Annotated in this window: 25 protein-coding genes and 2 riboswitches; of the genes, 16 read left to right on the forward strand and 9 right to left on the reverse strand. The window is 37.5% G+C overall.

What is annotated here, in order from left to right; translation table 11 throughout:
- Positions 1 to 8: 8 nt before the first annotated feature.
- Together yqeH and B1R93_RS03370 are read right to left on the reverse strand one after the other, a co-directional pair.
- The gene (yqeH, locus tag B1R93_RS03365) at positions 9 to 1,118 is read right to left on the reverse strand and encodes a ribosome biogenesis GTPase YqeH (RefSeq protein ID WP_088102551.1); all 1,110 of its coding nucleotides are present in this window, start codon (positions 1,116 to 1,118) and stop codon (positions 9 to 11) included.
- 5 nt (positions 1,119 to 1,123) lie between these two features.
- Entirely contained in the window at positions 1,124 to 1,639 is a 516-nt protein-coding gene (locus B1R93_RS03370) for a YqeG family HAD IIIA-type phosphatase (RefSeq protein ID WP_088102552.1), read from the reverse strand.
- A gap of 424 nt (positions 1,640 to 2,063) precedes the next feature.
- On the opposite strand from B1R93_RS03370, the gene sda reads away from it, so the two are divergent.
- Positions 2,064 to 2,204 carry a sporulation histidine kinase inhibitor Sda gene (sda, locus tag B1R93_RS03375; RefSeq protein ID WP_088102553.1) on the forward strand — a complete coding sequence of 47 codons (141 nt, stop codon included), beginning with the start codon at positions 2,064 to 2,066 and terminating at the stop codon, positions 2,202 to 2,204.
- A 52-nt stretch (positions 2,205 to 2,256) separates the two neighbouring features.
- Here the strand turns inward: sda and B1R93_RS03380 are convergent, their stop codons facing one another.
- Complete coding sequence (locus B1R93_RS03380; RefSeq protein ID WP_088102554.1) at positions 2,257 to 2,484, reverse strand: hypothetical protein; 228 nt, start codon at positions 2,482 to 2,484, stop codon at positions 2,257 to 2,259.
- 330 nt (positions 2,485 to 2,814) lie between these two features.
- Between B1R93_RS03380 and B1R93_RS03385 the strand changes: the two genes are divergently transcribed.
- The 7 genes from B1R93_RS03385 to mnhG are packed head-to-tail and all read left to right on the forward strand — an operon-like array spanning position 2,815 to position 8,581.
- Positions 2,815 to 5,214, forward strand: coding sequence for a Na+/H+ antiporter subunit A (locus tag B1R93_RS03385; RefSeq protein WP_088102555.1), 2,400 nt, complete (start codon positions 2,815 to 2,817; stop codon positions 5,212 to 5,214).
- Positions 5,214 to 5,636 (forward strand): Na(+)/H(+) antiporter subunit B, encoded by a 423-nt coding sequence (locus tag B1R93_RS03390; RefSeq protein WP_088102556.1) that lies wholly within the window; start codon positions 5,214 to 5,216, stop codon positions 5,634 to 5,636. Before B1R93_RS03385 ends, B1R93_RS03390 begins: the two co-directional genes overlap by 1 nt.
- Positions 5,636 to 5,974: a Na(+)/H(+) antiporter subunit C gene (locus tag B1R93_RS03395; protein WP_088102557.1), complete on the forward strand. Its 339-nt coding sequence runs from the start codon at positions 5,636 to 5,638 to the stop codon at positions 5,972 to 5,974. Before B1R93_RS03390 ends, B1R93_RS03395 begins: the two co-directional genes overlap by 1 nt.
- The gene (locus B1R93_RS03400; RefSeq protein WP_088102558.1) at positions 5,967 to 7,451 is read left to right on the forward strand and encodes a Na+/H+ antiporter subunit D; all 1,485 of its coding nucleotides are present in this window, start codon (positions 5,967 to 5,969) and stop codon (positions 7,449 to 7,451) included. The genes B1R93_RS03395 and B1R93_RS03400 overlap by 8 nt, the downstream gene beginning before the upstream one ends.
- Positions 7,452 to 7,456: 5 nt before the next feature.
- Positions 7,457 to 7,933, forward strand: coding sequence for a Na+/H+ antiporter subunit E (locus B1R93_RS03405; RefSeq protein WP_088102559.1), 477 nt, complete (start codon positions 7,457 to 7,459; stop codon positions 7,931 to 7,933).
- The gene (locus tag B1R93_RS03410) at positions 7,933 to 8,232 is read left to right on the forward strand and encodes a Na(+)/H(+) antiporter subunit F1 (protein WP_088102560.1); all 300 of its coding nucleotides are present in this window, start codon (positions 7,933 to 7,935) and stop codon (positions 8,230 to 8,232) included. The genes B1R93_RS03405 and B1R93_RS03410 overlap by 1 nt, the downstream gene beginning before the upstream one ends.
- Entirely contained in the window at positions 8,210 to 8,581 is a 372-nt protein-coding gene (gene mnhG, locus B1R93_RS03415) for a monovalent cation/H(+) antiporter subunit G (protein ID WP_088102561.1), read from the forward strand. The genes B1R93_RS03410 and mnhG overlap by 23 nt, the downstream gene beginning before the upstream one ends.
- A gap of 52 nt (positions 8,582 to 8,633) precedes the next feature.
- On the opposite strand, the gene B1R93_RS03420 is transcribed toward mnhG, so the two are convergent.
- Positions 8,634 to 9,413 carry a phosphatidylserine decarboxylase gene (locus B1R93_RS03420; protein WP_088103391.1) on the reverse strand — a complete coding sequence of 260 codons (780 nt, stop codon included), beginning with the start codon at positions 9,411 to 9,413 and terminating at the stop codon, positions 8,634 to 8,636.
- A gap of 121 nt (positions 9,414 to 9,534) precedes the next feature.
- On the opposite strand from B1R93_RS03420, the gene pssA reads away from it, so the two are divergent.
- The 7 genes from pssA to B1R93_RS03455 all read left to right on the forward strand — a co-directional run bounded on the left by pssA (position 9,535) and on the right by B1R93_RS03455 (position 15,456).
- The gene (gene pssA / locus B1R93_RS03425) at positions 9,535 to 10,074 is read left to right on the forward strand and encodes a CDP-diacylglycerol--serine O-phosphatidyltransferase (protein ID WP_088102562.1); all 540 of its coding nucleotides are present in this window, start codon (positions 9,535 to 9,537) and stop codon (positions 10,072 to 10,074) included.
- 291 nt (positions 10,075 to 10,365) lie between these two features.
- Positions 10,366 to 10,638, forward strand: coding sequence for an HU family DNA-binding protein (locus tag B1R93_RS03430; protein WP_088102563.1), 273 nt, complete (start codon positions 10,366 to 10,368; stop codon positions 10,636 to 10,638).
- A 156-nt stretch (positions 10,639 to 10,794) separates the two neighbouring features.
- A riboswitch (TPP riboswitch) is annotated at positions 10,795 to 10,898 on the forward strand.
- Between the two features lie 106 nt (positions 10,899 to 11,004).
- The gene (locus tag B1R93_RS03435) at positions 11,005 to 12,279 is read left to right on the forward strand and encodes an acetylornithine deacetylase (protein ID WP_088102564.1); all 1,275 of its coding nucleotides are present in this window, start codon (positions 11,005 to 11,007) and stop codon (positions 12,277 to 12,279) included.
- Between the two features lies 1 nt (position 12,280).
- Positions 12,281 to 12,955 (forward strand): thiaminase II, encoded by a 675-nt coding sequence (gene tenA, locus B1R93_RS03440; protein ID WP_088102565.1) that lies wholly within the window; start codon positions 12,281 to 12,283, stop codon positions 12,953 to 12,955.
- A complete protein-coding gene (locus tag B1R93_RS03445; RefSeq protein ID WP_088102566.1) occupies positions 12,948 to 13,700 on the forward strand; it encodes an ABC transporter ATP-binding protein in 753 nt (250 codons plus the stop codon). The genes tenA and B1R93_RS03445 overlap by 8 nt, the downstream gene beginning before the upstream one ends.
- Complete coding sequence (locus tag B1R93_RS03450) at positions 13,697 to 14,449, forward strand: ABC transporter permease (RefSeq protein WP_088102567.1); 753 nt, start codon at positions 13,697 to 13,699, stop codon at positions 14,447 to 14,449. The genes B1R93_RS03445 and B1R93_RS03450 overlap by 4 nt, the downstream gene beginning before the upstream one ends.
- On the forward strand, positions 14,446 to 15,456 hold the full coding sequence (locus B1R93_RS03455) for an ABC transporter substrate-binding protein (RefSeq protein WP_088102568.1): 1,011 nt from the start codon (positions 14,446 to 14,448) through the stop codon (positions 15,454 to 15,456). Before B1R93_RS03450 ends, B1R93_RS03455 begins: the two co-directional genes overlap by 4 nt.
- A 50-nt stretch (positions 15,457 to 15,506) precedes the next feature.
- On the opposite strand, the gene B1R93_RS03460 is transcribed toward B1R93_RS03455, so the two are convergent.
- Positions 15,507 to 16,454, reverse strand: a complete 948-nt coding sequence (locus tag B1R93_RS03460) for a 2-hydroxyacid dehydrogenase (RefSeq protein WP_088102569.1) — start codon at positions 16,452 to 16,454, stop codon at positions 15,507 to 15,509.
- Positions 16,455 to 16,611: 157 nt separating this feature from the next.
- Between B1R93_RS03460 and B1R93_RS22890 the strand changes: the two genes are divergently transcribed.
- Positions 16,612 to 16,758, forward strand: coding sequence for a hypothetical protein (locus B1R93_RS22890; RefSeq protein WP_165763712.1), 147 nt, complete (start codon positions 16,612 to 16,614; stop codon positions 16,756 to 16,758).
- A 217-nt stretch (positions 16,759 to 16,975) separates the two neighbouring features.
- On the opposite strand, the gene B1R93_RS03465 is transcribed toward B1R93_RS22890, so the two are convergent.
- The 4 genes from B1R93_RS03465 to B1R93_RS03480 all read right to left on the reverse strand — a co-directional run bounded on the left by B1R93_RS03465 (position 16,976) and on the right by B1R93_RS03480 (position 20,749).
- The gene (locus tag B1R93_RS03465; protein WP_088102570.1) at positions 16,976 to 18,319 is read right to left on the reverse strand and encodes a TrkH family potassium uptake protein; all 1,344 of its coding nucleotides are present in this window, start codon (positions 18,317 to 18,319) and stop codon (positions 16,976 to 16,978) included.
- Between the two features lie 2 nt (positions 18,320 to 18,321).
- Positions 18,322 to 18,987, reverse strand: a complete 666-nt coding sequence (locus tag B1R93_RS03470) for a potassium channel family protein (RefSeq protein WP_088102571.1) — start codon at positions 18,985 to 18,987, stop codon at positions 18,322 to 18,324.
- A gap of 88 nt (positions 18,988 to 19,075) precedes the next feature.
- Positions 19,076 to 19,222: riboswitch (cyclic di-AMP (ydaO/yuaA leader) on the reverse strand.
- A 123-nt stretch (positions 19,223 to 19,345) separates the two neighbouring features.
- Positions 19,346 to 20,053, reverse strand: coding sequence for an RNA polymerase sporulation sigma factor SigK (gene sigK, locus B1R93_RS03475; protein ID WP_088102572.1), 708 nt, complete (start codon positions 20,051 to 20,053; stop codon positions 19,346 to 19,348).
- A gap of 132 nt (positions 20,054 to 20,185) precedes the next feature.
- On the reverse strand, positions 20,186 to 20,749 hold the full coding sequence (locus B1R93_RS03480; RefSeq protein ID WP_088102573.1) for a polysaccharide deacetylase family protein: 564 nt from the start codon (positions 20,747 to 20,749) through the stop codon (positions 20,186 to 20,188).
- Positions 20,750 to 20,768 lie beyond the last annotated feature (19 nt).

Genomic DNA, 20,768 nt, shown 5'->3' on the forward strand with positions numbered 1-20,768 from the left:
CCTTCTTTCTATATAATTGACTCTCGAATTGAAACACCTACACCTTTTGGTGCATAAGCTTCTACTTTAATATTCTCTCCATTGACTGTTACCCAACCTAATCCTGAAAAGACAATATCACTCTTGGTTGTTTTAATATAAAATTCATGCTTTTCTAATGACGGTAACTGGTCTTTCGTTTCTTCCCCTGGTGGTGTAAGTAACTCTCCTAGATGATTTTCGTAAAGATCATCTGCTTTCTCCATTTTCGTTCGGTGAATCATCAATTCATTAGAGACATAACAAACAAAAGACGTACGCTCTCCCTTTACAAAATCAAAACGAGCTAACCCACCAAAGAAAAGAGTCTGACCTTCATTTAGTTGAAAAACCATTGGCTTAATTTCTTTTTTAGGCGTAATGACTTTAAGCTCTTTTTTATCAACATAATGCGCCATTTGATGATGGTTAATAATTCCCGGTGTATCGTAGAGAGCCTGTCCGTCGTCTAAAGGAATATCAATCATGTCAAGAGTCGTTCCCGGAAAATGGGAAGTTGTTATCAATTGCTCCGTGTCACCTTCAAACTCTTTAATAAGTTGATTAATAAACGTTGACTTACCAACATTTGTACTACCAACTACATAAACATCCTTTCCATTCCGAAGCCGATCAATTTCTGCTGCTACATCCATAACTCCTTCTGCTTTCCCTGCACTCATAAGTAATACATCTATCGGCTTTAAACCTAATTCTTTTGCTGATTTTTTCATCCAGTTAATAAGGCGATTTTTATTTAATGATTTTGGTAGGAGATCAACTTTATTCCCAACAAGCAAAACATCATTTTTCCCAACAAATCGATGTAGACCTGGAAGCCAACTTCCTGTAAAATCAAAGATATCAACGATTTTTACGATAAGTGCTTCCTTTTGCCCTAACGTATGTAGAATTTTTAAGAAATCATCGTCTGTTAAAGAAACGTCTTGAACTTCGTTATAATGTTTTAATCTAAAACAACGTTGACATATGATTACCTCTCGAGATAATGATGACTTAGGTGCATACCCAAGTGTATCCTTGTTTTCTGTTTGAATTGATACTCCACAACCTGCACAAATGACTTGCCTTTCTTCCATATTATTTAATCCTCCCATTTAATCATTCCTTTTTTTCTCATCCAGCTTAAAATGAACCGCTCCATTTTCCTATTTAATTTTGTAGTAATACCATCTGTTTTTGCTACTGGTACAACCAAAAGTGTATATATACCAGCTCTATTTCCTCCGAGAATATCGGTAAATATTTGGTCCCCAATGACAATCGCCTCACTAGAAAGAACGTTCATATCCCTGCACGCTTGATTAAATGCTCGTCTCATTGGTTTATTGGCACTATGAATATAGATTATACCTTCGGGTTCTGCAAAAGCCTTTACCCGCTTGATATTATTATTAGACACGATCGTAAGCTTCATGCCCAATTCTTTGACCTTTTTCACCCATTCACGAACCTCGGGTGTTGCACTTGGTCTATCCCATTCGACTAGCGTATTATCTAGATCGGTAATAATTGCTTTAATACCCTTCTTTTTCAAATCTTCAAAATCAATATCATATATACTTTTCACATATTGATCCGGTAATAGATTTTTGAGCACGTAACACACCCCACGCCAGTTATCTTTATTGTCTAATCCAAACTTTAACTATACCTTTAACTATGTTTTTTTTCAATTCATAATGGATATTTTTATTAATAAATGGTGGAATTCGAAAGTACAGGAAAATTTTAAAGTTTTTTTTCGACAAAATGACACACTGATCAACAGTTGTGGATAACGTTATACACGTTTTACACGTTGGTTTATTTACACTTCTTTACATAATAAACAAGTAACCCACAGGTTATCCACTGGAAAATGTGGATAAATCGAACGGTTGTTCTCTTTCTCGTGTCATGATAGGATATGAATTAAGAACAATTTATAACTTAATAGATTATGAAAAACGCAATTTAAATAGACCATATAAAAAAATATTTTTATTTTTTAGGAGGTGAACCTGTCAATACGACAGGGTAAAATGGAGAAACTATCTGATGATCTTCTTATCGAAACATACTATAAAGCTGTGGAATTAAATCTTAATCATGACTTCATTGAGCTTATTCGCGTAGAGATAAATCGTCGCTCATTAACTGATAAAATTAAATTATCTTCGTAAAACATAATACACAAAGCAAAAAACGAGAAGGGTTTAACTCTTCTCGTTTTTCTTATTTTGCTGGTATGGTTCGATTCCCGATACGAATGTATTCCCTCGGCTTAAATGGTGTTGTAACTGGAATATTATGATCATCTGTTTGAAGGATTCGCATATTATCTATTTCATCATAGCCCTTACTATGAATCGTTCGTTGATTATAATCATTTGCATACCAAGCCCCCGAAAATAGGACAAGGAACAAACTAATGCTTGCAAGAATTTTTTGTTTTTTATTCATCTAGACCACCTCTACTCTAATGGTGAGTGTTATGAGCATAGGTTGCCTCTTCTTAGATGATTTATACACTTTTTTAGCAAAAACTTACATCAGAAACTACTTTTCCTTTCGTCAAAGAAAATTCACAAATTTTTTTTCTATCTTTATTATCACCTTTCTTCATATTTAATAAATACTTTCAGTGATGGGAAGACTAAGCCCCTCATGGATGCATACCCATAGAAATTAGGTTATAATTTGACTTGTGTTTCGTATACCATATACACATGAGATGAAGGATTGATTTCTAGGCCCAAATTCAATTTAGAACTATATGAGGAGGTATGTGTTTTGACTTTATTACATTGGGCTACTATTTCGCCTCTATTATTAGCGATTTTAATACCATTTTTGTATAAGTACTTAAGGTCTGTACATACAGGTTGGTTCGTTTTAGCTTTACCACTTGTTTTATTCTTTTATTTTATTCGTTTTCTTCCAGAAACATCAGATGGTGGTGTGATTGAACAAACGGTTAATTGGGTTCCATCACTTGACATTAATTTCACAGTATTTATAGATGGGTTAAGCTTATTATTTGCATTGCTTATTACAGGAATCGGTTCCTTAGTCGTTCTTTACTCGATCTATTATCTATCTAAAACAAAAGAGCAACTACACAACTTTTATGTTTATTTATTAATGTTTATGGGTGCAATGCTAGGGGTTGTTCTTTCAGATAACCTTATTGTCTTGTACGCTTTCTGGGAGCTAACAAGTTTAGCATCATCATTACTTATTAGTTATTGGTATCATCGTAAGAAATCTACATACGGAGCGCAAAAGTCGATGCTCATTACTGTATTCGGTGGATTTGCGATGCTTGGTGGATTTTCACTTCTTTATGTAATGACAGGTACGTTTAGTATCAGAGAAATTATCGGCAATGTTGATACGACGTCCAGTTTGTTTATTCCTGCGATGTTATTAGTGTTACTAGGTGCCTTTACTAAATCAGCACAATTTCCATTCCATATTTGGCTACCTGATGCCATGGAAGCCCCAACACCTGTTAGTGCGTACTTACACTCAGCGACAATGGTTAAAGCGGGAATTTATTTAGTAGCTCGCCTTACTCCTGTATTCGGAGGAGTACCAGAATGGTTTTGGCTCCTTTCTGGTTTTGGAATCGTGACATTATTTTGGGGCTCTCTCTCAGCAGTTCGCCAAAAAGACTTAAAAAGTATTCTTGCCTTCTCAACAGTTAGCCAATTAGGGTTAATTATGTGTTTATTGGGTTTAGGCTCAGCATCCCTTTATTTTGGTGCTGGAACCGATACGACAATGTATACTACAGCAACACTTGCAGCTGTTTTCCACTTAATCAACCATGCAACCTTTAAGGGTAGTTTGTTTATGACTGCTGGGATTATCGATCATGAAACGGGTACTCGTGATATCCGTAAACTTGGTGGTCTTATGACGATTATGCCAGTTACCTTTACGATTTCATTAATCGGGACAGCGTCAATGGCTGGACTTCCGCCCTTTAACGGGTTTTTAAGTAAGGAAATGTTCTTTACAGGTGTCCTAAATGCAACCGAATTAGAAATTTTTAATATGAAAACATTTGGTCTTCTTTTCCCTGTATTAGCATGGGTAGCAAGTATCTTTACGTTTGTTTATTGTATGATTCTTTTCTTTAAAACCTTTACAGGTGAGTTCAAAAAGGAAAACTACGATAAGCATGTGCATGAGGCCCCATTTGGTATGCTCATTAGTCCAATTGTTCTTGGGTCACTTGTTGTTGTTTTTGGTTTCTTTCCAAACCTATTATCCTACACGTTGATTGAGCCGGCCATGAATGCAATCTTACCAACGGTGTTAGGACCTGACGAACAGTTTTATGTAAACATTTATCATTGGCATGGCTTTAATACGGAACTCTTTATGACTATCGGTGTTATATTGTTTGGAACCTTTATCTATTTAATGATGAAAAAATGGGCAAAACTTGAGATTTATTTACGTGAACGTGATCCTTTAAATAAAGTATATGATGGATCGTTAGTTCTACTTGCTAGTGGAAGTCATACTATCACTGCATCATTCATGCGTGGAAGTATTCGTCAATATCTTATTTACATTTTCTCATTTATGGTTCTCTTTATCGGCTATATGCTTTTCAAACTAAATGCTATCACATTCACTGGAGAAGGTAGTGCTCCAATCACCTTCCATGAAACAACGTTAGCGCTAATTATGTGTATTGCAGCAATTACTGTTGCATTTGCCCGTACAAGATTAACGGCCATTATTAGTTTAGGAGCAGTAGGGTATTCTTTGGCACTGTTCTTTGTTCTATTTAGAGCACCGGATTTAGCATTAACACAAATGGTTATCGAAACCGTATCTACTGTTCTGTTCTTGCTTTGCTTTTACCATTTACCTGTATTTAAAGAAAAATTTGAAAAGGTCCCATTCCGTCTCACGAATCTTGTTGTAAGTATCGGAGTAGGGGCATTAGTCACTATTTTCGCGATTTCTGCTCATTATTCAAAAAGCTTTGAATCGTTAGCTAGCTTTTTCGTCGATGCAAGCTACAAAGAAGCAGGCGGTAAGAATATGGTTAACGTCATATTAGTAGATTTCCGTGGATTTGATACGTTATTTGAAATTCTCGTTTTAGGAATTGCAGCTGTTGGAATTTACTCCATGATTAAGTTACGTCTTCAGAAGGAGGGATCATAATGCGTACAAATGATGTAGTATTAAAAACTGCTACACAGCTCGTGACATTTATTATCATTATTTTTTCAATTTATGTATTCCTCCAAGGACATCACAATCCTGGTGGGGGGTTTATCGGAGGTTTAATGACGGCTGCTGCGATTATCTTAATAGGAATTGCATTCGATATTAAGACTGTTAGACGAATCCTACCATTTGACTTTAAGCTTTTAACAGCGACTGGGCTATTAATTGCTGTGTTAACAGGTATTGGCGCTTTTATCTTTGATGCCACCTTTTTAACACATACTTATGATTACTTTTATCTTCCTTTATTAGGAAAAACGGAATTAGCTACGGCCTTGCTATTTGATATTGGGGTTTATTTTGTTGTTATTGGTGTTACGTTAACGATTATTTTTACGATAGGGGAGGATAGCTAATGGAAATTATTATCTCCATCGTTGTAGGCATACTTTTTACAGTTGGAACGTATCTCATTTTATCTAAAAACATGACCCGTATCATTATCGGAACCGGTGTTTTAAGTCATGGAGTTCATTTACTACTTCTAACGATGGGTGGATTAAAAAAAGGGGCCGCTCCACTTCTTGGTCAGGAAGCACCTTTTTATACAGATCCATTACCACAAGCATTAATATTAACAGCGATTGTTATTAGTTTCGGGGTTACGTCATTTTTTCTAGTTTTGGCGTATCGAACGTATAAAGTGCACGGAACGGATGACATGGAAAAGTTGAGGGGAATCGATCATGATTAATCATCTCATTATTGCACCACTTCTAATTCCATTAATTGTAGGAATTGTCCTTTTGTTTTTAAGACATAACGTAAAAACCCAAAAAGTAATTAGTGTATTATCTCTTACTGCCATGCTAGTAGCTACTGTACTCCTTTTATTTAGTGTATTAGAACATGGAGTTCAGACTTATCAATTAGGAGGATGGCAACCTCCTTTCGGAATCGTTTTAGTAGCTGATTCACTAGCTGTTCTACTCGTTTTATTTACAGCAATTGTTGCGTTAGCCTGTTTGTTATTTTCTATTCGTGGTTTAGATCAAGAGCGTAAAGCTTACTTTTTCTATCCATTGTTGCAGTTTTTAATTACAGGTGTTGTTGGTGCATTTTTAACAGGAGATATATTTAACCTTTTTGTATTTTTTGAAGTCTTACTAATGAGTTCCTATGCCCTTATCGTATTAGGTGGGGAAAAGGGCCAACTTCGAGAGTCTTTAAAATATGTCTTAGTTAATGTGATTTCATCTGCGCTATTTGTAACAGGTGTTGCCTATTTGTATTCTGTAACCGGTACATTAAACATGGCTGATTTATCAAATCGTATTGCGGAAATCGGCCAACCTGGATTAGTGACTGTCATTGCGCTTTTGTTCTTAGTTGTCTTCGGGATGAAAGCCGCAATTTTCCCACTCTATTTCTGGTTACCAGGATCTTATTCAGCTCCACCACCAGTCATTTCTGCTTTATTTGCTGGACTTTTGACAAAGGTTGGAATTTACGCGATTATTCGTATATTTACGATTATTTTCTATCACCATCCGGACATTACTCATCAAATCTTAGGTGGGTTAGCTGCAATTACAATGATTGTCGGCGTAATTGGCGCAGTTGCCTATCAAAATTTACAAAAAATTCTTGTCTATAATGTTGTTGCAGGTGTAGGTTATATTATTTTCGGGTTATCTTCCTTCAATGAACCTGGTTTGTTTGGTGGTATCTTTTATTTAGTCCATGACATGCTTATAAAAGCTGCATTGTTTTTACTTGTTGGTGCAATTATCGTGATAACACGCACACCAAAGATGAATGAAGCAAGTGGACTAATCAAGCATTATCCATTGCTTGGATGGGCTTTTCTAGCTGCAGCTCTCTCTTTAGCAGGTGTTCCTCCATTCAGCGGGTTCTTTGGGAAACTGATGTTAATTCAAGGCGGATTTTATGCTGAGCAATATTGGACAGTAGGGATTCTTTTACTTTCAAGCTTACTTGTTCTCTATTCGGTTATGAAAATCTTCTTTTCTGTTATCCTAGGTGAAGAGAAACTACCTACGTTAAAGGAACGCCCGAACATAAAAGGCCTTCTCTATCCTAGCATCATTCTTCTTTTCTTATCCTTTATTATGGGAATGGGTGCTGAATGGGTCTATCCGTATGTTGCTGATGCAACAACAACACTGTTAAACCCTGACATTTATATTGAAGCGGTTTTAAAGGAGTAGATGGTATGGCCTTTCAATTAGTTATAAACTTTATCATTTCATTTGTTTGGATGTTTCTCTATAGTTCTTGGGATTTACCAACGTTTATCATCGGTTTCTTTGTTGGGATGATTATTCTCGTTTTAGTAAGACGCTTTTTTCATGAGCCTCTTTATTTAATTAAAGTGTATGCGATTGTAAAATTAATTCTTCTCTTTTTAAAGGAATTAATTTTATCAAACATTACGGTTATCAAACATGTTTTAAGTCCAAAGCTTGATATTAAACCAGGGATCTTTGCATTGGAAACTGAGCTGAAGACAGATTGGGAAATTACCCTTTTAGCAAGTCTCATTACGCTAACGCCTGGTACTCTTGTAGTCGATGTGTCTGATGATCAAAAAACATTATATATCCATGCAATGAACATTGAAGACATTGAGGAATCAATCTCTGCGATAAAAATGACGTTTGAGCGTGCAATTATGGAGGTGAGCCACTAATGTTCGGATTTCAGTTATTTGATACCATCCTCTTGATCTCTCTTGCGATTTTAGCCATTTCGTTATTAGGAAGTATTTATCGGATCATTAAAGGCCCCTCCCCTTCTGACCGTATCGTTGCTTTAGATACTGTCGGAATTAATATGATTGCAATTGTTGCTGTTTCTTCCATTTTACTACGTACCTCTGCTTTTTTAGAGGTTATCCTTTTAGTTGGGGTATTAGCGTTTATTGGAACTGTAGCCTTTGCAAAGTTCATTGAAAGGGGTGTTGTTCTTGACCGAGACCGAGATCAGTAGTATATTTGTAAGCATTTTTGTACTTTTAGGCTCCCTGCTAAGTCTTGTAACAACAATCGGGCTATTGCGGCTGCCTGATGTCTATTCGCGTACCCATGCTGCATCAAAAAGTGCCACATTAGGTGTTTTGCTCGTCTTATTAGGTGCTTTACTATTTTTCTATAAAGATTCTGGTCTTGATGCCAGGTTAATTCTTGGGATTGTCTTTGTCTTTATCACTTCTCCTGTAGCAGGTCATTTGATTAGCCGTGCTGCTTACTATACGAATGTTCCTCTATGGGACAAAAGTGTTCGAGATGATCTAAAGAACGTCTCGAAGGAGAAGCGAAATAGAAGCGCCGAACGCTAAAAAGAAAAGGAGTTAACTTGAAAGATGTTTTCATCTTTCAGTTAACTCCTTTTTATTGAATAAATGTTCCAAGCTTTTCCCCCATTTTAAATTCCCGAGGGGTCTTTTGTTCATCAAGCGAAACTAATCCTTTTTCTATTAATAGGACCACTGTAGAACCGAAGGAGAAATAACCAATCTCTTCTCCTTTATTTAAGCTTTTCGTTTGATGAGTTAATTCAATCGTATTAACGTTCATCGCTCCTACCTTAACAACTGCCAGCTTTTTCCCCCTACTCAACATTTCTGTAATGACCCGATAATTGCGAGATAAGGGTCTTCTTCCTAATGTCATTCCTAACTCATTAACAGGGTAGGAGCGCCCTCCTAACGTCCACTGCTTTAATACCTCTCCAGAAATTGGGCTATGAATACGATGATAATGACTTGGACTTAAGTACAGGATAAGAAACAGGCCTTCTTCATATGTTTTCGCTGCACTTTTTGATCCTAACATCTCTGAAACAGAGTACTCTTGTCCCTTGACGCTAAAACGGACGTTATCTTTAATTTTTCCAAAGTCAGCCAACACCCCATCAACCGGACTGATGAATGAGTTTGTATCACTTTCTATTGGGCGACATCCGGGCTTTAGCTGCCGTATAAATAGTTCGTGAAGACTACCATATTCACGAATCGAACGCCCCATTTCTTCTTCATTCAATTTAAAGGTATTCACAAATAGCGGAATGAGCGGTTTACTTATTTTAGATGTAGCAAATGCCTTTAGTAGTACAGACTGAATACGATGATTGCTTAATTCAACGAAAGAACGAAATAAAAGTTTCTTAATCATGATACCTCCAACATTGTAGTTTGCGACGCTATCCTTATCTAGTGCAACTTTTCATCCTATGGTATGATTATTATTTAAGGTAGCCAAATTAGTTCGAATTTGATAAGGAGTGAACATTATGTTCCTTTTACACCAATTAGATCATACTGTAAAAAAGATGAAAGGACAAATTGCAAATGCCTTAACGATCATTAATTTAGCATTAGGGACTTTTGCAATCATATTTATTATTCAAAATGAGTTACGAATGGGGTTATTCTTTATTACCATTGCAGCGGTATGCGATCGACTCGATGGAGCTGCTGCAAGACGATTAAATATCTCTTCCGAATTTGGAAAACAATTAGATTCATTAAGTGACCTTGTATCATTTGGGGTTGCACCCGCACTTATTATCTATCAAGCAGTTCTATTTGAGTTTGGATTTATAGGCGCCTTTTTTGCAATATTATTCATTTCATGTAGCGCAATTCGTTTGGCTCGTTTTAATGTAATAGAGAGCGACGGTTACTTCATCGGTTTACCGATAACAGCGGCCGGATGTATTCTCACTTTAAACATCTTAATGGTGGAGTATGTTCCAAATTATATTTTTATGTTTGTGACAATGCTTCTCTCTATATTAATGATCAGCTTATTTCGAATAAAAAAGATGTAGTGATTTGCCCCATAAATGTCTCACATCCATCATTATATATTTTACACAAATTGACTAATGTTGAGGGAAAATCATTAATTTTGACGAAGAAATGACGGAAAACGTGAAAAATTTGGCTTAAAATGCTTTAATTTCCCCTGAAAGTATTGACACGACTGGGCTTAATGAGTAAATTTGAATTGCAGGTTATTTTTACTTGTCATTAGTAAGACGAAAACTAAAATCCGAGAATGAACATCTTCTCAGAGAGAAGATGAATTTCTAAACAAGGTATGAAAGGGAGTTTTTTTCATGAACAAGACAGATTTAATCAATGCAGTATCTGAGCAAACTGACCTCTCTAAAAAAGATGCTTCAAAGGCAGTTGACGCTGTTTTTGATAGTATTACAAACGCATTAGTTGAAGGCGGTAAAGTTCAACTAGTTGGTTTTGGTAGTTTTGAAGTTCGCGAGCGTTCTGCACGTAAAGGTCGTAACCCACAAACTGGACAAGAAATTGAAATTCCTGCAACAAAAAACCCTGCATTTAAGCCAGGTAAACAGTTGAAAGACGCTGTAAACTAAGATGTCATTGTAAGAAGCGAGGGACAAGCCCATCGCTTCTTTTTAACTTTTAAATTGTTTCCATTACTAACTGACGATGCAGCAACATTATATTTCTGAATTGATTTCTAGTAAGATTTGTGGTAGTTTGACATAAGGATACATAATTCCATAATGATTAACCACTAGGGGTGCTTTATAGCTGAGAGAGGACATGATAATCCTTAACCCTATTACCTGAACTAGATAATGCTAGCGGAGGGAAGTGGATAGACGAAAAGCACCAAGAGATAGTTCATTTTCTTTTTGCCTTTACGATATCTTATACACTTTTACCCACTTCTGCTTTCTGAAGTGGGTTTTATATTTGTTAAAAGGAGTTACAATATGAATCCAAAATTACTCGAGAGTATTGAAGAAAGGGAAAAGGAGCTAGTCGAGCTACTTTCTACTCTTGTTTCATTCCAAACCCCTAGTCCTCCTGCTAGAAATACAAATGAGGCTCAAGAATATATCGCTTCGTACTTAAAGGAGATTGGTTACACAGTAGACAAATGGGATGTCTATCCAAATGATCCGAATGTCGTTGGAACTTTAAAAGGTACTGATTCTGATAATTACCACAGTTTAATATTAAATGGTCACATCGATGTAGCTTCAATTGAAGAAAATGAGCCTTGGAATTCCCCGCCATTTCAGGCTGTTGTAAAAGAAAACACCATATATGGCCGTGGTGTAGCCGACATGAAGGGTGGTATGGCTGCATGTCTGTTTGCTTTAAAACTTCTTCATGAGAATGGAATTAGACTGAAAGGAGATGTTATTCTTCAATCTGTCATCGGTGAAGAGGTAGGGGAAGCTGGTACAAAGCAATGTTGTGATCGAGGGTATAAAGCTGATTTTGCTATTGTTGCTGATACTAGTCACTGTGCCATCCAAGGACAAGGTGGTGTCATTACTGGTTGGGTAACGGTTAAAAGCCCACAAACTCATCATGATGGGACTAGAAGACAAATGATTCATGCGGGTGGTGGCATTCATGGGGCAAGTGCCATTGAAAAGATGGCAAAGCTGATCACCGGCTTACAGGAACTAGAGCGCCATTGGGCTGTTACGAAGACATATCCAGGTTTTCCTGCTGGGATGAATACGATTAACCCTGCTGTCATTGAAGGTGGCAGGCATGCTGCTTTCATTGCCGATGAATGCTCACTATGGATTACGGTTCATTTTTACCCAAACGAATCGTATGAGTCCGTAACGAAGGAGATTGAAGAGCATTTACTTGCTGTTGCCACTGCCGACCCATGGCTCAGAGAGCATCCACCTCTATTTCGGTGGGGAGGGACCTCGATGATTGAAGAGCGTGGAGAAGTGTTTCCATCATTAGCGCTTGATCGTGATTGGCCTGGTTTACAACTTCTGACCCATGTTCATGAAGAAGTTTTTGAAGAACGTGCAGAAATTAGTATGTCTTCTACTGTAACAGATGGAGGTTGGTTAGGAGATGCTGGTATTCCGACGGTCATTTATGGACCTGGGAAGCTCGAACATGCCCATGCAGTGAATGAACAACTCTCTATTGACGAACTCATTACATATACCAAAACCCTCGTACAATTCATATACGAGTGGTGTAATAGTAAAAAGGAGGAAGGATAATATGAGCTTTTCACAACGATTGCATGAGAAAGCGAAACCGATATGGGAAAAAAGCCACAACCACCCTTTTGTTCAAGGTATCGGCAATGGAACGCTTGATTTGGAGAAATTTAAATTTTTTATGCGCCAAGATTATGTTTATCTTATTGATTTTGCACGATTGTTTGCTTTAGGAAGCTTAAAGGCTCCAGATTTACAAACAATGTCAACTTTTGCAAAGCTATTAGATGCTACATTAAACGAAGAGATGGCTCTACACCGAGCTTATGCAGAACGTCTTGGAATTACAAAGGAAGAATTAGAAGAAACCCAGCCAGCATCAACGACACTCGCATATAGCAGTTACATGCTTAATCTCGCACAACGTGGTTCACTTGCTGAGCTTATAGCCGCAGTCCTTCCCTGCTCATGGAGTTATTATGAAATTGGGAAGGAATTAAGCCAAATCCCTGGGGCTATGGAGCATGAGCTTTACGGTGAATGGGTTACCATGTACCAATCAGAAGAATTTGGTGAACTAGCAACATGGTTAATTGAGCTTCTTGATGCCTTAGCAGAAGGAAAAACCGAAGAAGAGCTTAAACAGCTAGAGGACATTTTCCTTAACACCAGTCGCTTTGAATATATGTTCTGGGATATGTCCTATCACCAAGCGATGTGGCCTTTTGATGAATAATCAAGCTGTCACTTTTAACGGTGTGACCTTTACATATGAAGAAGCAAAACCACCTATTTTAAAAAATGTAAGTTTTAGCGTCCACAAGGGGGAATTCATCTCTATTTTAGCGCCAAGTGGAGCAGGAAAAAGTACGATTTTCCGGTTGCTAACAAAGCTAGAACAGCCTAATAGCGGTTCTATTTTGTTAAATGGCTCACCACTTCAACATATAAAAAATGCAGTTGGCTATATGCCACAGCAAGATCTTCTCTTAGATTGGAGAACGGTCGTTGAAAATGCGGCACTTCCATTAGAACTTCATGGATTGAAAAAGAAAGCAGCTCGGGAAAAGGCATTCTCCTATTTTTCTGATTTTGGATTAGCAGGAACTGAGCACCAGTATCCTCATCAGCTATCTGGGGGAATGAGACAACGAGTATCCTTTTTAAGAGCGATGCTTAGCGGTCGCGAAGTTTTACTGCTTGATGAACCATTTAGTGCCTTAGATGCAATGACAAGATTGTCGATGCAAGAATGGCTACTCTCGATATGGAAACGACTTGATATGACGATACTGTTTGTAACTCATGATATAGATGAAGCACTGATACTTTCTGATCGAATTTTTCTTTTTAACGAATCACCCTTAAATGAATTTGTCACTTATAGCATTACTGATGAACGACCTAGATTAATTGCGGGTGGGCTGTTTGATATAAAGCAGCAAATTTTAGAACATTTAAGAAATAAGGTGAAGCAATGAGGAGAAAACTAACTTATTTCGCACCGTTTTTGCTTAGTGTATGCTTTCTTATTAGTTGGGAAGCCATAGCACGCTTAATCGAAAAGCCTTATTTATTTCCTAGCCCCGTTGCGATTTATTTTAAAATGGTCGATCTACATGATATTTTGTTTTATGTTCATTTACCTGCGACACTTACAATTATTGTTATCGGGTTAGGGCTTTCTACTATTCTAGGTGTTTTACTAGCGATTTTCATGCATAAGAGTCGCATTCTAGAACAAAGTATTTATCCGATTCTTGTAATGTCTCAAACAATTCCGATTATTGCCTTAGCTCCGATTTTTGTTCTATGGTTCGGCTATTCCATTTGGAGTAAAGTTGTCGTAACGATTTTGATAACCTTTTTTCCGATTACGGTAAATACCTTTGATGGATTAAAAGCAACACCACTTGAATTAAGAGAATTATTTCGGACGATGCAAGCAAATCGATTTGATACGTTTAAAAAGCTTTATATCCCTTCAGCCCTCCCTTCCTTTTTGTCAGGGATGAAGGTCGCTATTACATTAAGTGTAATCGGTGCAGCAATTGGAGAATGGCTTGGAGCAAATGCAGGTCTTGGCTACTTTAGTCGGCGAATGATGAATCAATATGATGGACCTGGTGTGTTTGCCCCGATCGTTTGGCTATCTCTTATTGGGGTCATTGGATTTTTACTTATAAAAGCAATTGAAATTTATTTACTACGATGGAGGAAGACAAAATGAAAATATTAAAAGGTTTGGTATTGTTAAGCTTGCTGTTATTCATTATGGCAGCATGTAATTCAAACGAAGCGGAAGAAGGAACTCAGTCTCCTAATGTGGATGAAGCAACTGATACACCAACTGAAGTTCCGAACGTTGATGAAAATCAAGAATTAACTGAAGTCGAGGTTATGCTCGATTGGTACCCAAATGCGGTCCATACTTTTTTATATGTAGCAATTGAGAACGGTTATTTTGCAGAAGAAGGGCTAGATGTGAAGCTAGTATTTCCAGCAAATCCAACTGATCCTATTAATCTTACTGCATCTGGTGCAAATGATTTCGCTTTAAGCTACCAGCCTGATATTCTTTTAGCTCAAGAGCAAGGATTACCATTAGCAAGTGTCGCTCCGATTGTTCGCTCCCCGTTAAATCATGTTATGTTTTTAACGGAGAAAGGCTATACGCGACCAGCTGATTTAGAAGGTAAAACGGTTGGTTACCCTGGAATTCCGTTAAATGAAGCCATTTTAAAAACAATGGTTGAATCAGATGGCGGTGATTTCTCAAAAGTTGATATGATCGATGTTGGCTTTGAACTTGGAGCTGCCATTACTAGTGAACGTGCTGATGCGATTATCGGTGCCTATATCAACCACGAGTATCCAGTACTTAAACATGAAGGATACGACATCTCTTATTTTAATCCGGAAGAGTTCGGTGTCCCTTCCTATTATGAGCTTGTGTTAATTACAAATGAGACGATGATGAATGAAAATAGCGACCTTGTTGATGCCTTTTGGCGTGCTGCTGTTAAAGGATACGAGGAAACAAAAGCGAACCCTGAAGAAAGCTTACATGTCCTACTATCCAATCAAGACCAAGCAAACTTCCCACTCATTGAAGAAGTGGAGAAAGAAAGTCTTGAAATCTTACTAAGCAAGATGGAATCTGCAGATGAAGCTTTTGGCTCTCAAGAGCAAGAGCATTGGGACGAAGTAAAAACATGGCTTGATGAAACAAAATAAAAAAAGGGAGTAGTGATATCAATATCACCTACTCCTTTTTTTATTCATATTTATACAACCCGATAGACGCTCCCTTTCCCCGTTAAAGCATGTACGAGATTACGAGCAGCAAGCCACGCCATTTCCTCTCGCGTTTTTAAGGTAGCCGACCCGATATGAGGCAACGTCACAACTTGTTCCATCTTTAGTAATGGGTTTGTTACATCAACCGGCTCCTTTTCAAAGACATCTAAGCCTGCCCCACGAATTTGACCTGTCTCAAGCGCTTCAATCAGTGCTGGTTCATCTACAGTCGCCCCTCTTGAGGCATTTATAAAGAAAGCAGACCCTTTCATTAAGGAAAACTGTTTTTTTCCAAAAAACTGATAGGTATCCTTTGTTAATGGTGTCATTAATACGACAAAATCGGCAGACTGAAGTAATTCATCCAATTGTCTATACTTAACGCCTAACTCTTTTTCTACCTCTTCTTTTCGATTGCGATTGTAATAAATGGTGTTCATATTAAAACCATGGATGGCTCGTTTAGCAATCACCTCACCAATTCTCCCCATACCAATCATTCCTAGTGTTGCTCCATGTACATCAGTACCAAACAGCTGCTGGTCAATGCTTTTCGTCCACAGCCCCTGTTTTACATACTGATCAAGTTCGGGAATTCTCCTTGCAACAGATAGCATTAAACCTAAAACTAAATCAGCAACAGTATTATCCAACACGAAAGGTGTATGCGTTCCAATCACCTCTCTTTTCTTCATCGCGTTAATATCGAAATTATTATAGCCAACTGATTTATTACTAACTACCTTTAATTGTGGTGCGTTATCCAACAAAGAATCATTTATCGCAAGTCCACTCGTGAGTAAACCTTCAGCCTTGGGCAAATGAAGGTGAAGGTCCTCAGCTCTCGGATGCAGCTTTTTAATCTCACAATACTGTTGTAAATACGTCTGAACATCTTCTGGAATCGGTACAGTAACAATAATATTTTTTTTCATTAAACGACTCCTTCTTTTTTTATTATTATAACAGGAGAGTTTAGTAAGGTTAATCCTTTATCCAATTTCGATTCCGTTCATATTCCGCACTTACCTAGTCCATCAACAGATCCCTATGCATATCCTGTAGTAAACCTCCTTGAAAGGTGGTGTCACTATGGGTTACTTCGGTCCTTGGTACGGTGGATACGGCTATTATTGTCCTCCTCCAGTACCTCGTCGACATGGTAGCGGCTTTTTCTTTGCCCTCATTGTCATCATTGTCATTTTGCTCATTATTTTTGGAGCAAGACGGTATAGGTAATCCCTGTTATGTGAGGGCGCCTGCTATTAGGCGCTATTCATCATTTTTCAATTTTAAAAAAAGCTTGCACGCAAAAAGAGGTGTCCCAAAAGGTAAAAAAACTACCGTTTGGGACACCTCCATGCAAAAACCGTACGATAAATCGTACGGTTTCACTACTTAAAAAGACATTATTTAAATTTTTGAAAAAGATTTTTCCTCCTACTTTAAAGTTATTTTAGCCTGTAAACACTTCGCCCTCAGGATAACGAATCATTGATTTTTGTGCTTTCGCTAAAGAAAACGCAAACGTTAATGGTCCAATCCTACCAAGAAACATTAAAACGATAATAATTTCCTTACCAATATCCGATAAGTCTCCTGTTAACCCCATTGATAATCCTACTGTCCCAAAGGCTGAGAAAACTTCAAATACAATCATCATAAATGGGGCGTTCCTTTCCGTTATCGTTAAAGTAAAAATCCCAATAAACACTAATAATAAACTTATCACGCCTATCGCTAATGATCTAACGATTAAATGATGTTTAATCGTTCGTTCAAACACAACCGTTTCAGTTCTACCTCTTAAAAAAGTCCATACGGCCATGACAATAACTATAAATGTTGTTAACTTAATCCCGCTTCCCGTTGAGGCACTCCCAGCTCCTATAAACATTAATAAGAGCATAAAAACAATCGAACCCGGGTTCATACTCCCAATATCGAGAGAATTAAAACCTGCTGTTCGTGGTGTTACAGCTTGAAAATAGGAAGCCCAAAGCTTATCTCCAACATTTAATGATGCTAATGTAGCAGGATTTGTGTACTCTAAAGCAAAAATAAACAGCATCGCAATACTGTTTAAAATAAGCGTTCCAACAATCATCAATTTCGTATGCAGTGATAATCGATGGAACTTTTTCGTATTCCATAAATCAGCCAATACAGTAAAGCCGATACCGCCTACAATAAATAAAAAAGTAATGATGATGTTGATCACAGGATCTCCTACATAGCCCATTAAACTATCGGACCATAACGAAAAACCAGCATTATTAAAGGCAGAAATGGAATGAAAAATACTCGTATATATCCCAAAAGCCCAACCATACTCTGGGATCCATCTTAAGGATAATATAATTACTGCAATTGATTCCATGACAATCGTAAAGATTAATAGAATCTTTACAAGCCGGATAACACCGCCAATTGATGTTTGATTGAATGCTTCTTGTACGAGCATTCTTTCCTTTAAACCTATTTTTTTACCGAGAACAAGAACGATTAGAACCGCGAACGTCATTAACCCTAAACCACCAATTTGCATTAAGCACATAATCACAATTTGACCAAAGATAGTTAAGTCAGTCCCCGTATCTAAGACGACAAGTCCAGTTACAGTCGTAGCCGATGTAGCAGTAAATAATGCATCAAGCCAGCGAATCGGTACCGTTGCTGCAATCGGTAATTTTAATAAACACGTACCGATTATAATCGCAATTAGAAAACTTAATGCTAAAATTTGTGGCGGCGACATTTGAATTCTTCGGTGAAGCAATGATTTATTTCCGATTGACATTATTATAATCCCTCGTCTTCAAAACGCTTTAAGTCGTTTTTATGACCGATGACGATGAGTAAATCATTTTGGTAAATAATTTCATCAGGAACTGGAGAGACGTTCACATCTTCTCCTCGTTTAATTGCTAAAATCGTACAGCCATATTTCGCACGAACATTGAGGTCAATTAATGAACGGTTGTCTACCTTCTTCGTTGCTAACAATTCAACGATACTATACTCATCAGAGAGCTCAATATAATCAACGATTTTTTCCGACGTTAAATGTTGTGCAATTCGTATTCCCATATCTTGTTCTGGGTGAATAATTCGGTCTGCCCCGATTTTATCGAGCACTTTATGATGGTATGCATTTTGTGCCTTTACCCACACTTGGGGTACTTCCATCTCCTTTAATACTAGGGTAGTTAAAATACTCGACTGAATATTATCACCAATTGCAACAATAACAAAATCAAAATTACGTATACCTAATGATTGTAGCGCCTTCTCATCAGTGGCATCTGCAATAACAGCATGAGTTGCAAAGGCTGTAAATTCATTCACCTTTTCATCACTCACATCAATGGCTAACACTTCATGTCCCATGTTGTATAGTTCTCTACAAACACTTCCACCAAACCGACCTAAACCGATCACGGCAAACTGTTTCTTTTTATCTGCCATCCTTTTTCCACTCCTTTATTTGAAAACCATCTTCCAATCCGAATCCGCTCAATAAAAAATGACCATCACAAAGAATGGCCAAATGCGACCTTTCTCCCTTAACGCTGACGAGGTTAGCTGTCGGATTAGGAATTTGAGAGTATCCCCTCTTACTTAGTAAGATTCACCCCAAGACGATGGTTTAATCGTCGAATCTGGTTCCCCCGCTCAAAATTTGATTAAGCGACTTAAAGGTAAATATTTAGTAGATATAGAGAATTTACTCCTCTTCATTGCTTGTGTCAATACCTTATTCATAATTTTCACAAGAAGATAAGCACATGTTAAGAGCAACGATCGAAGCCGTTGCTCTTTGTTCTTATTTTTTTCCCTGACTTTGTTTGTAAAATTCATGAAACAGTTTCATTAGCGCACGCTTTTCAATTCGTGACACATAGCTTCTTGAAATTCCAAGTTCCTTCGCAATTTCACGCTGTGTACGCTCCTCAAGATTTTCAAGCCCAAAACGAGCAATAACGACTTCCTTTTCACGCTCATCTAACACATGAATAAACTCGTAAATTTGCTTTTTTTCCATTTTTGTGTGGATAACATCCACGATGTCATCAGCTTCTTCCTGTAGTACATCGATGAGTGTGATCTCATTTCCTTCCTTATCTGTTCCAATCGGATCGTGAAGGGAGACATCCTTTTTAACCTTTTTAAGTGCTCTTAGGTGCATAAGAATTTCATTTTCAATACAACGTGCTGCATAAGTTGCCAGTTTTGTCCCTTTGCCTTCTGAATAGCTTTCGATAGCTTTAATTAAACCGATTGTTCCAATCGAGATTAGGTCTTCTGTATCTTCTCTTGTATTTTCAAATTTCTTAACAATATGGGCGACAAGGCGTAAGTTATGCTCGATTAGTCGGTTTCGTGCCTCTTCGTCGCCTTCTTGCATGAGCTTTAAGTATTTACGTTCCTCATCTTTCTTAAGTGGCTGTGGAAACGCGTTGTTTTTGACATATGATACGAAAAGAATCACTTCTTTAATTAAATACGAAATGGTTGCTAAGATTCCGGACACGATCTCACCCCCAAATATGTCTATATTCATCCTTATGTAAGCTTGGGCTTGGCTGTGTCTGTACATATGAAAAAGATTTTACATTCTTTTACACAACCAAACGCGCTTCAACCGAAGATGAAGCGCGTTTGGTTACGATAACGTTTTAAACTGGTAACCTTTTTCTTTCATTTGTTTAATAAGAGAAGACAATGCATCGACTGTTACTTTTCGCTCGTGTAAAAGAATGATGGCTCCATCATGAAGTTGTTTTAAGACATGCCTAATAATATCATTAGATTGGCTCTCATTCTCCCAGTCAAAGGAATGAACGGACCATAGTACAGGGATAAGGTTCAATTGTTTACATACTTCAAGCGTATGTTCGTTATATTGACCAAAAGGAGGACGAAACCAGCATACTTCAGTGTTTGTTAATCTCTCAATCAATTGTTTACTTTTACTAATATCTTGATATTGCGTTTCGAAAGAGGCATTCTTTAAATTACGATGACGATGTGAATGTGTTCCAATTCGATGTCCTTCTTCAAGTACCCGTTGCCAGGGACGTTTATGATGAAGCAAACGTGTCTGCCAAAAAAAATGAGCGGGTACCTTTTCGTCTAATAAAATATCAAGGATTTCAGGTAAATAGCGACTAGGTCCATCATCGAATGTTAAGACAACCTCTCGTTTATTTGCTGGAGTTTGAGTCACTACCCGATTATCATGGAAA

Origin of the sequence: Halalkalibacter urbisdiaboli, assembly GCF_002156385.1 — a bacterium.
GTDB lineage: Bacteria > Bacillota > Bacilli > Bacillales > Bacillaceae_D > Halalkalibacter_A > Halalkalibacter_A urbisdiaboli.

What these genes read in the sequence shown, in the direction of transcription:
- yqeH (WP_088102551.1), bottom strand. Translation starts at nt 1,118, where the DNA reads ATGGAAGAAAGGCAAGTCATTTGTGCAGGTTGTGGAGTATCAATTCAA.
- sda (WP_088102553.1), top strand. Translation starts at nt 2,064, where the DNA reads ATGGAGAAACTATCTGATGATCTTCTTATCGAAACATACTATAAAGCT.
- B1R93_RS03380 (WP_088102554.1), bottom strand. Translation starts at nt 2,484, where the DNA reads ATGAATAAAAAACAAAAAATTCTTGCAAGCATTAGTTTGTTCCTTGTC.
- B1R93_RS03390 (WP_088102556.1), top strand. Translation starts at nt 5,214, where the DNA reads ATGCGTACAAATGATGTAGTATTAAAAACTGCTACACAGCTCGTGACA.
- B1R93_RS03395 (WP_088102557.1), top strand. Translation starts at nt 5,636, where the DNA reads ATGGAAATTATTATCTCCATCGTTGTAGGCATACTTTTTACAGTTGGA.
- B1R93_RS03400 (WP_088102558.1), top strand. Translation starts at nt 5,967, where the DNA reads ATGATTAATCATCTCATTATTGCACCACTTCTAATTCCATTAATTGTA.
- B1R93_RS03405 (WP_088102559.1), top strand. Translation starts at nt 7,457, where the DNA reads ATGGCCTTTCAATTAGTTATAAACTTTATCATTTCATTTGTTTGGATG.
- B1R93_RS03410 (WP_088102560.1), top strand. Translation starts at nt 7,933, where the DNA reads ATGTTCGGATTTCAGTTATTTGATACCATCCTCTTGATCTCTCTTGCG.
- pssA (WP_088102562.1), top strand. Translation starts at nt 9,535, where the DNA reads ATGTTCCTTTTACACCAATTAGATCATACTGTAAAAAAGATGAAAGGA.
- B1R93_RS03430 (WP_088102563.1), top strand. Translation starts at nt 10,366, where the DNA reads ATGAACAAGACAGATTTAATCAATGCAGTATCTGAGCAAACTGACCTC.
- B1R93_RS03435 (WP_088102564.1), top strand. Translation starts at nt 11,005, where the DNA reads ATGAATCCAAAATTACTCGAGAGTATTGAAGAAAGGGAAAAGGAGCTA.
- tenA (WP_088102565.1), top strand. Translation starts at nt 12,281, where the DNA reads ATGAGCTTTTCACAACGATTGCATGAGAAAGCGAAACCGATATGGGAA.
- B1R93_RS03445 (WP_088102566.1), top strand. Translation starts at nt 12,948, where the DNA reads ATGAATAATCAAGCTGTCACTTTTAACGGTGTGACCTTTACATATGAA.
- B1R93_RS03450 (WP_088102567.1), top strand. Translation starts at nt 13,697, where the DNA reads ATGAGGAGAAAACTAACTTATTTCGCACCGTTTTTGCTTAGTGTATGC.
- B1R93_RS03455 (WP_088102568.1), top strand. Translation starts at nt 14,446, where the DNA reads ATGAAAATATTAAAAGGTTTGGTATTGTTAAGCTTGCTGTTATTCATT.
- B1R93_RS03460 (WP_088102569.1), bottom strand. Translation starts at nt 16,454, where the DNA reads ATGAAAAAAAATATTATTGTTACTGTACCGATTCCAGAAGATGTTCAG.
- B1R93_RS22890 (WP_165763712.1), top strand. Translation starts at nt 16,612, where the DNA reads ATGGGTTACTTCGGTCCTTGGTACGGTGGATACGGCTATTATTGTCCT.
- B1R93_RS03465 (WP_088102570.1), bottom strand. Translation starts at nt 18,319, where the DNA reads ATGTCAATCGGAAATAAATCATTGCTTCACCGAAGAATTCAAATGTCG.
- B1R93_RS03470 (WP_088102571.1), bottom strand. Translation starts at nt 18,987, where the DNA reads ATGGCAGATAAAAAGAAACAGTTTGCCGTGATCGGTTTAGGTCGGTTT.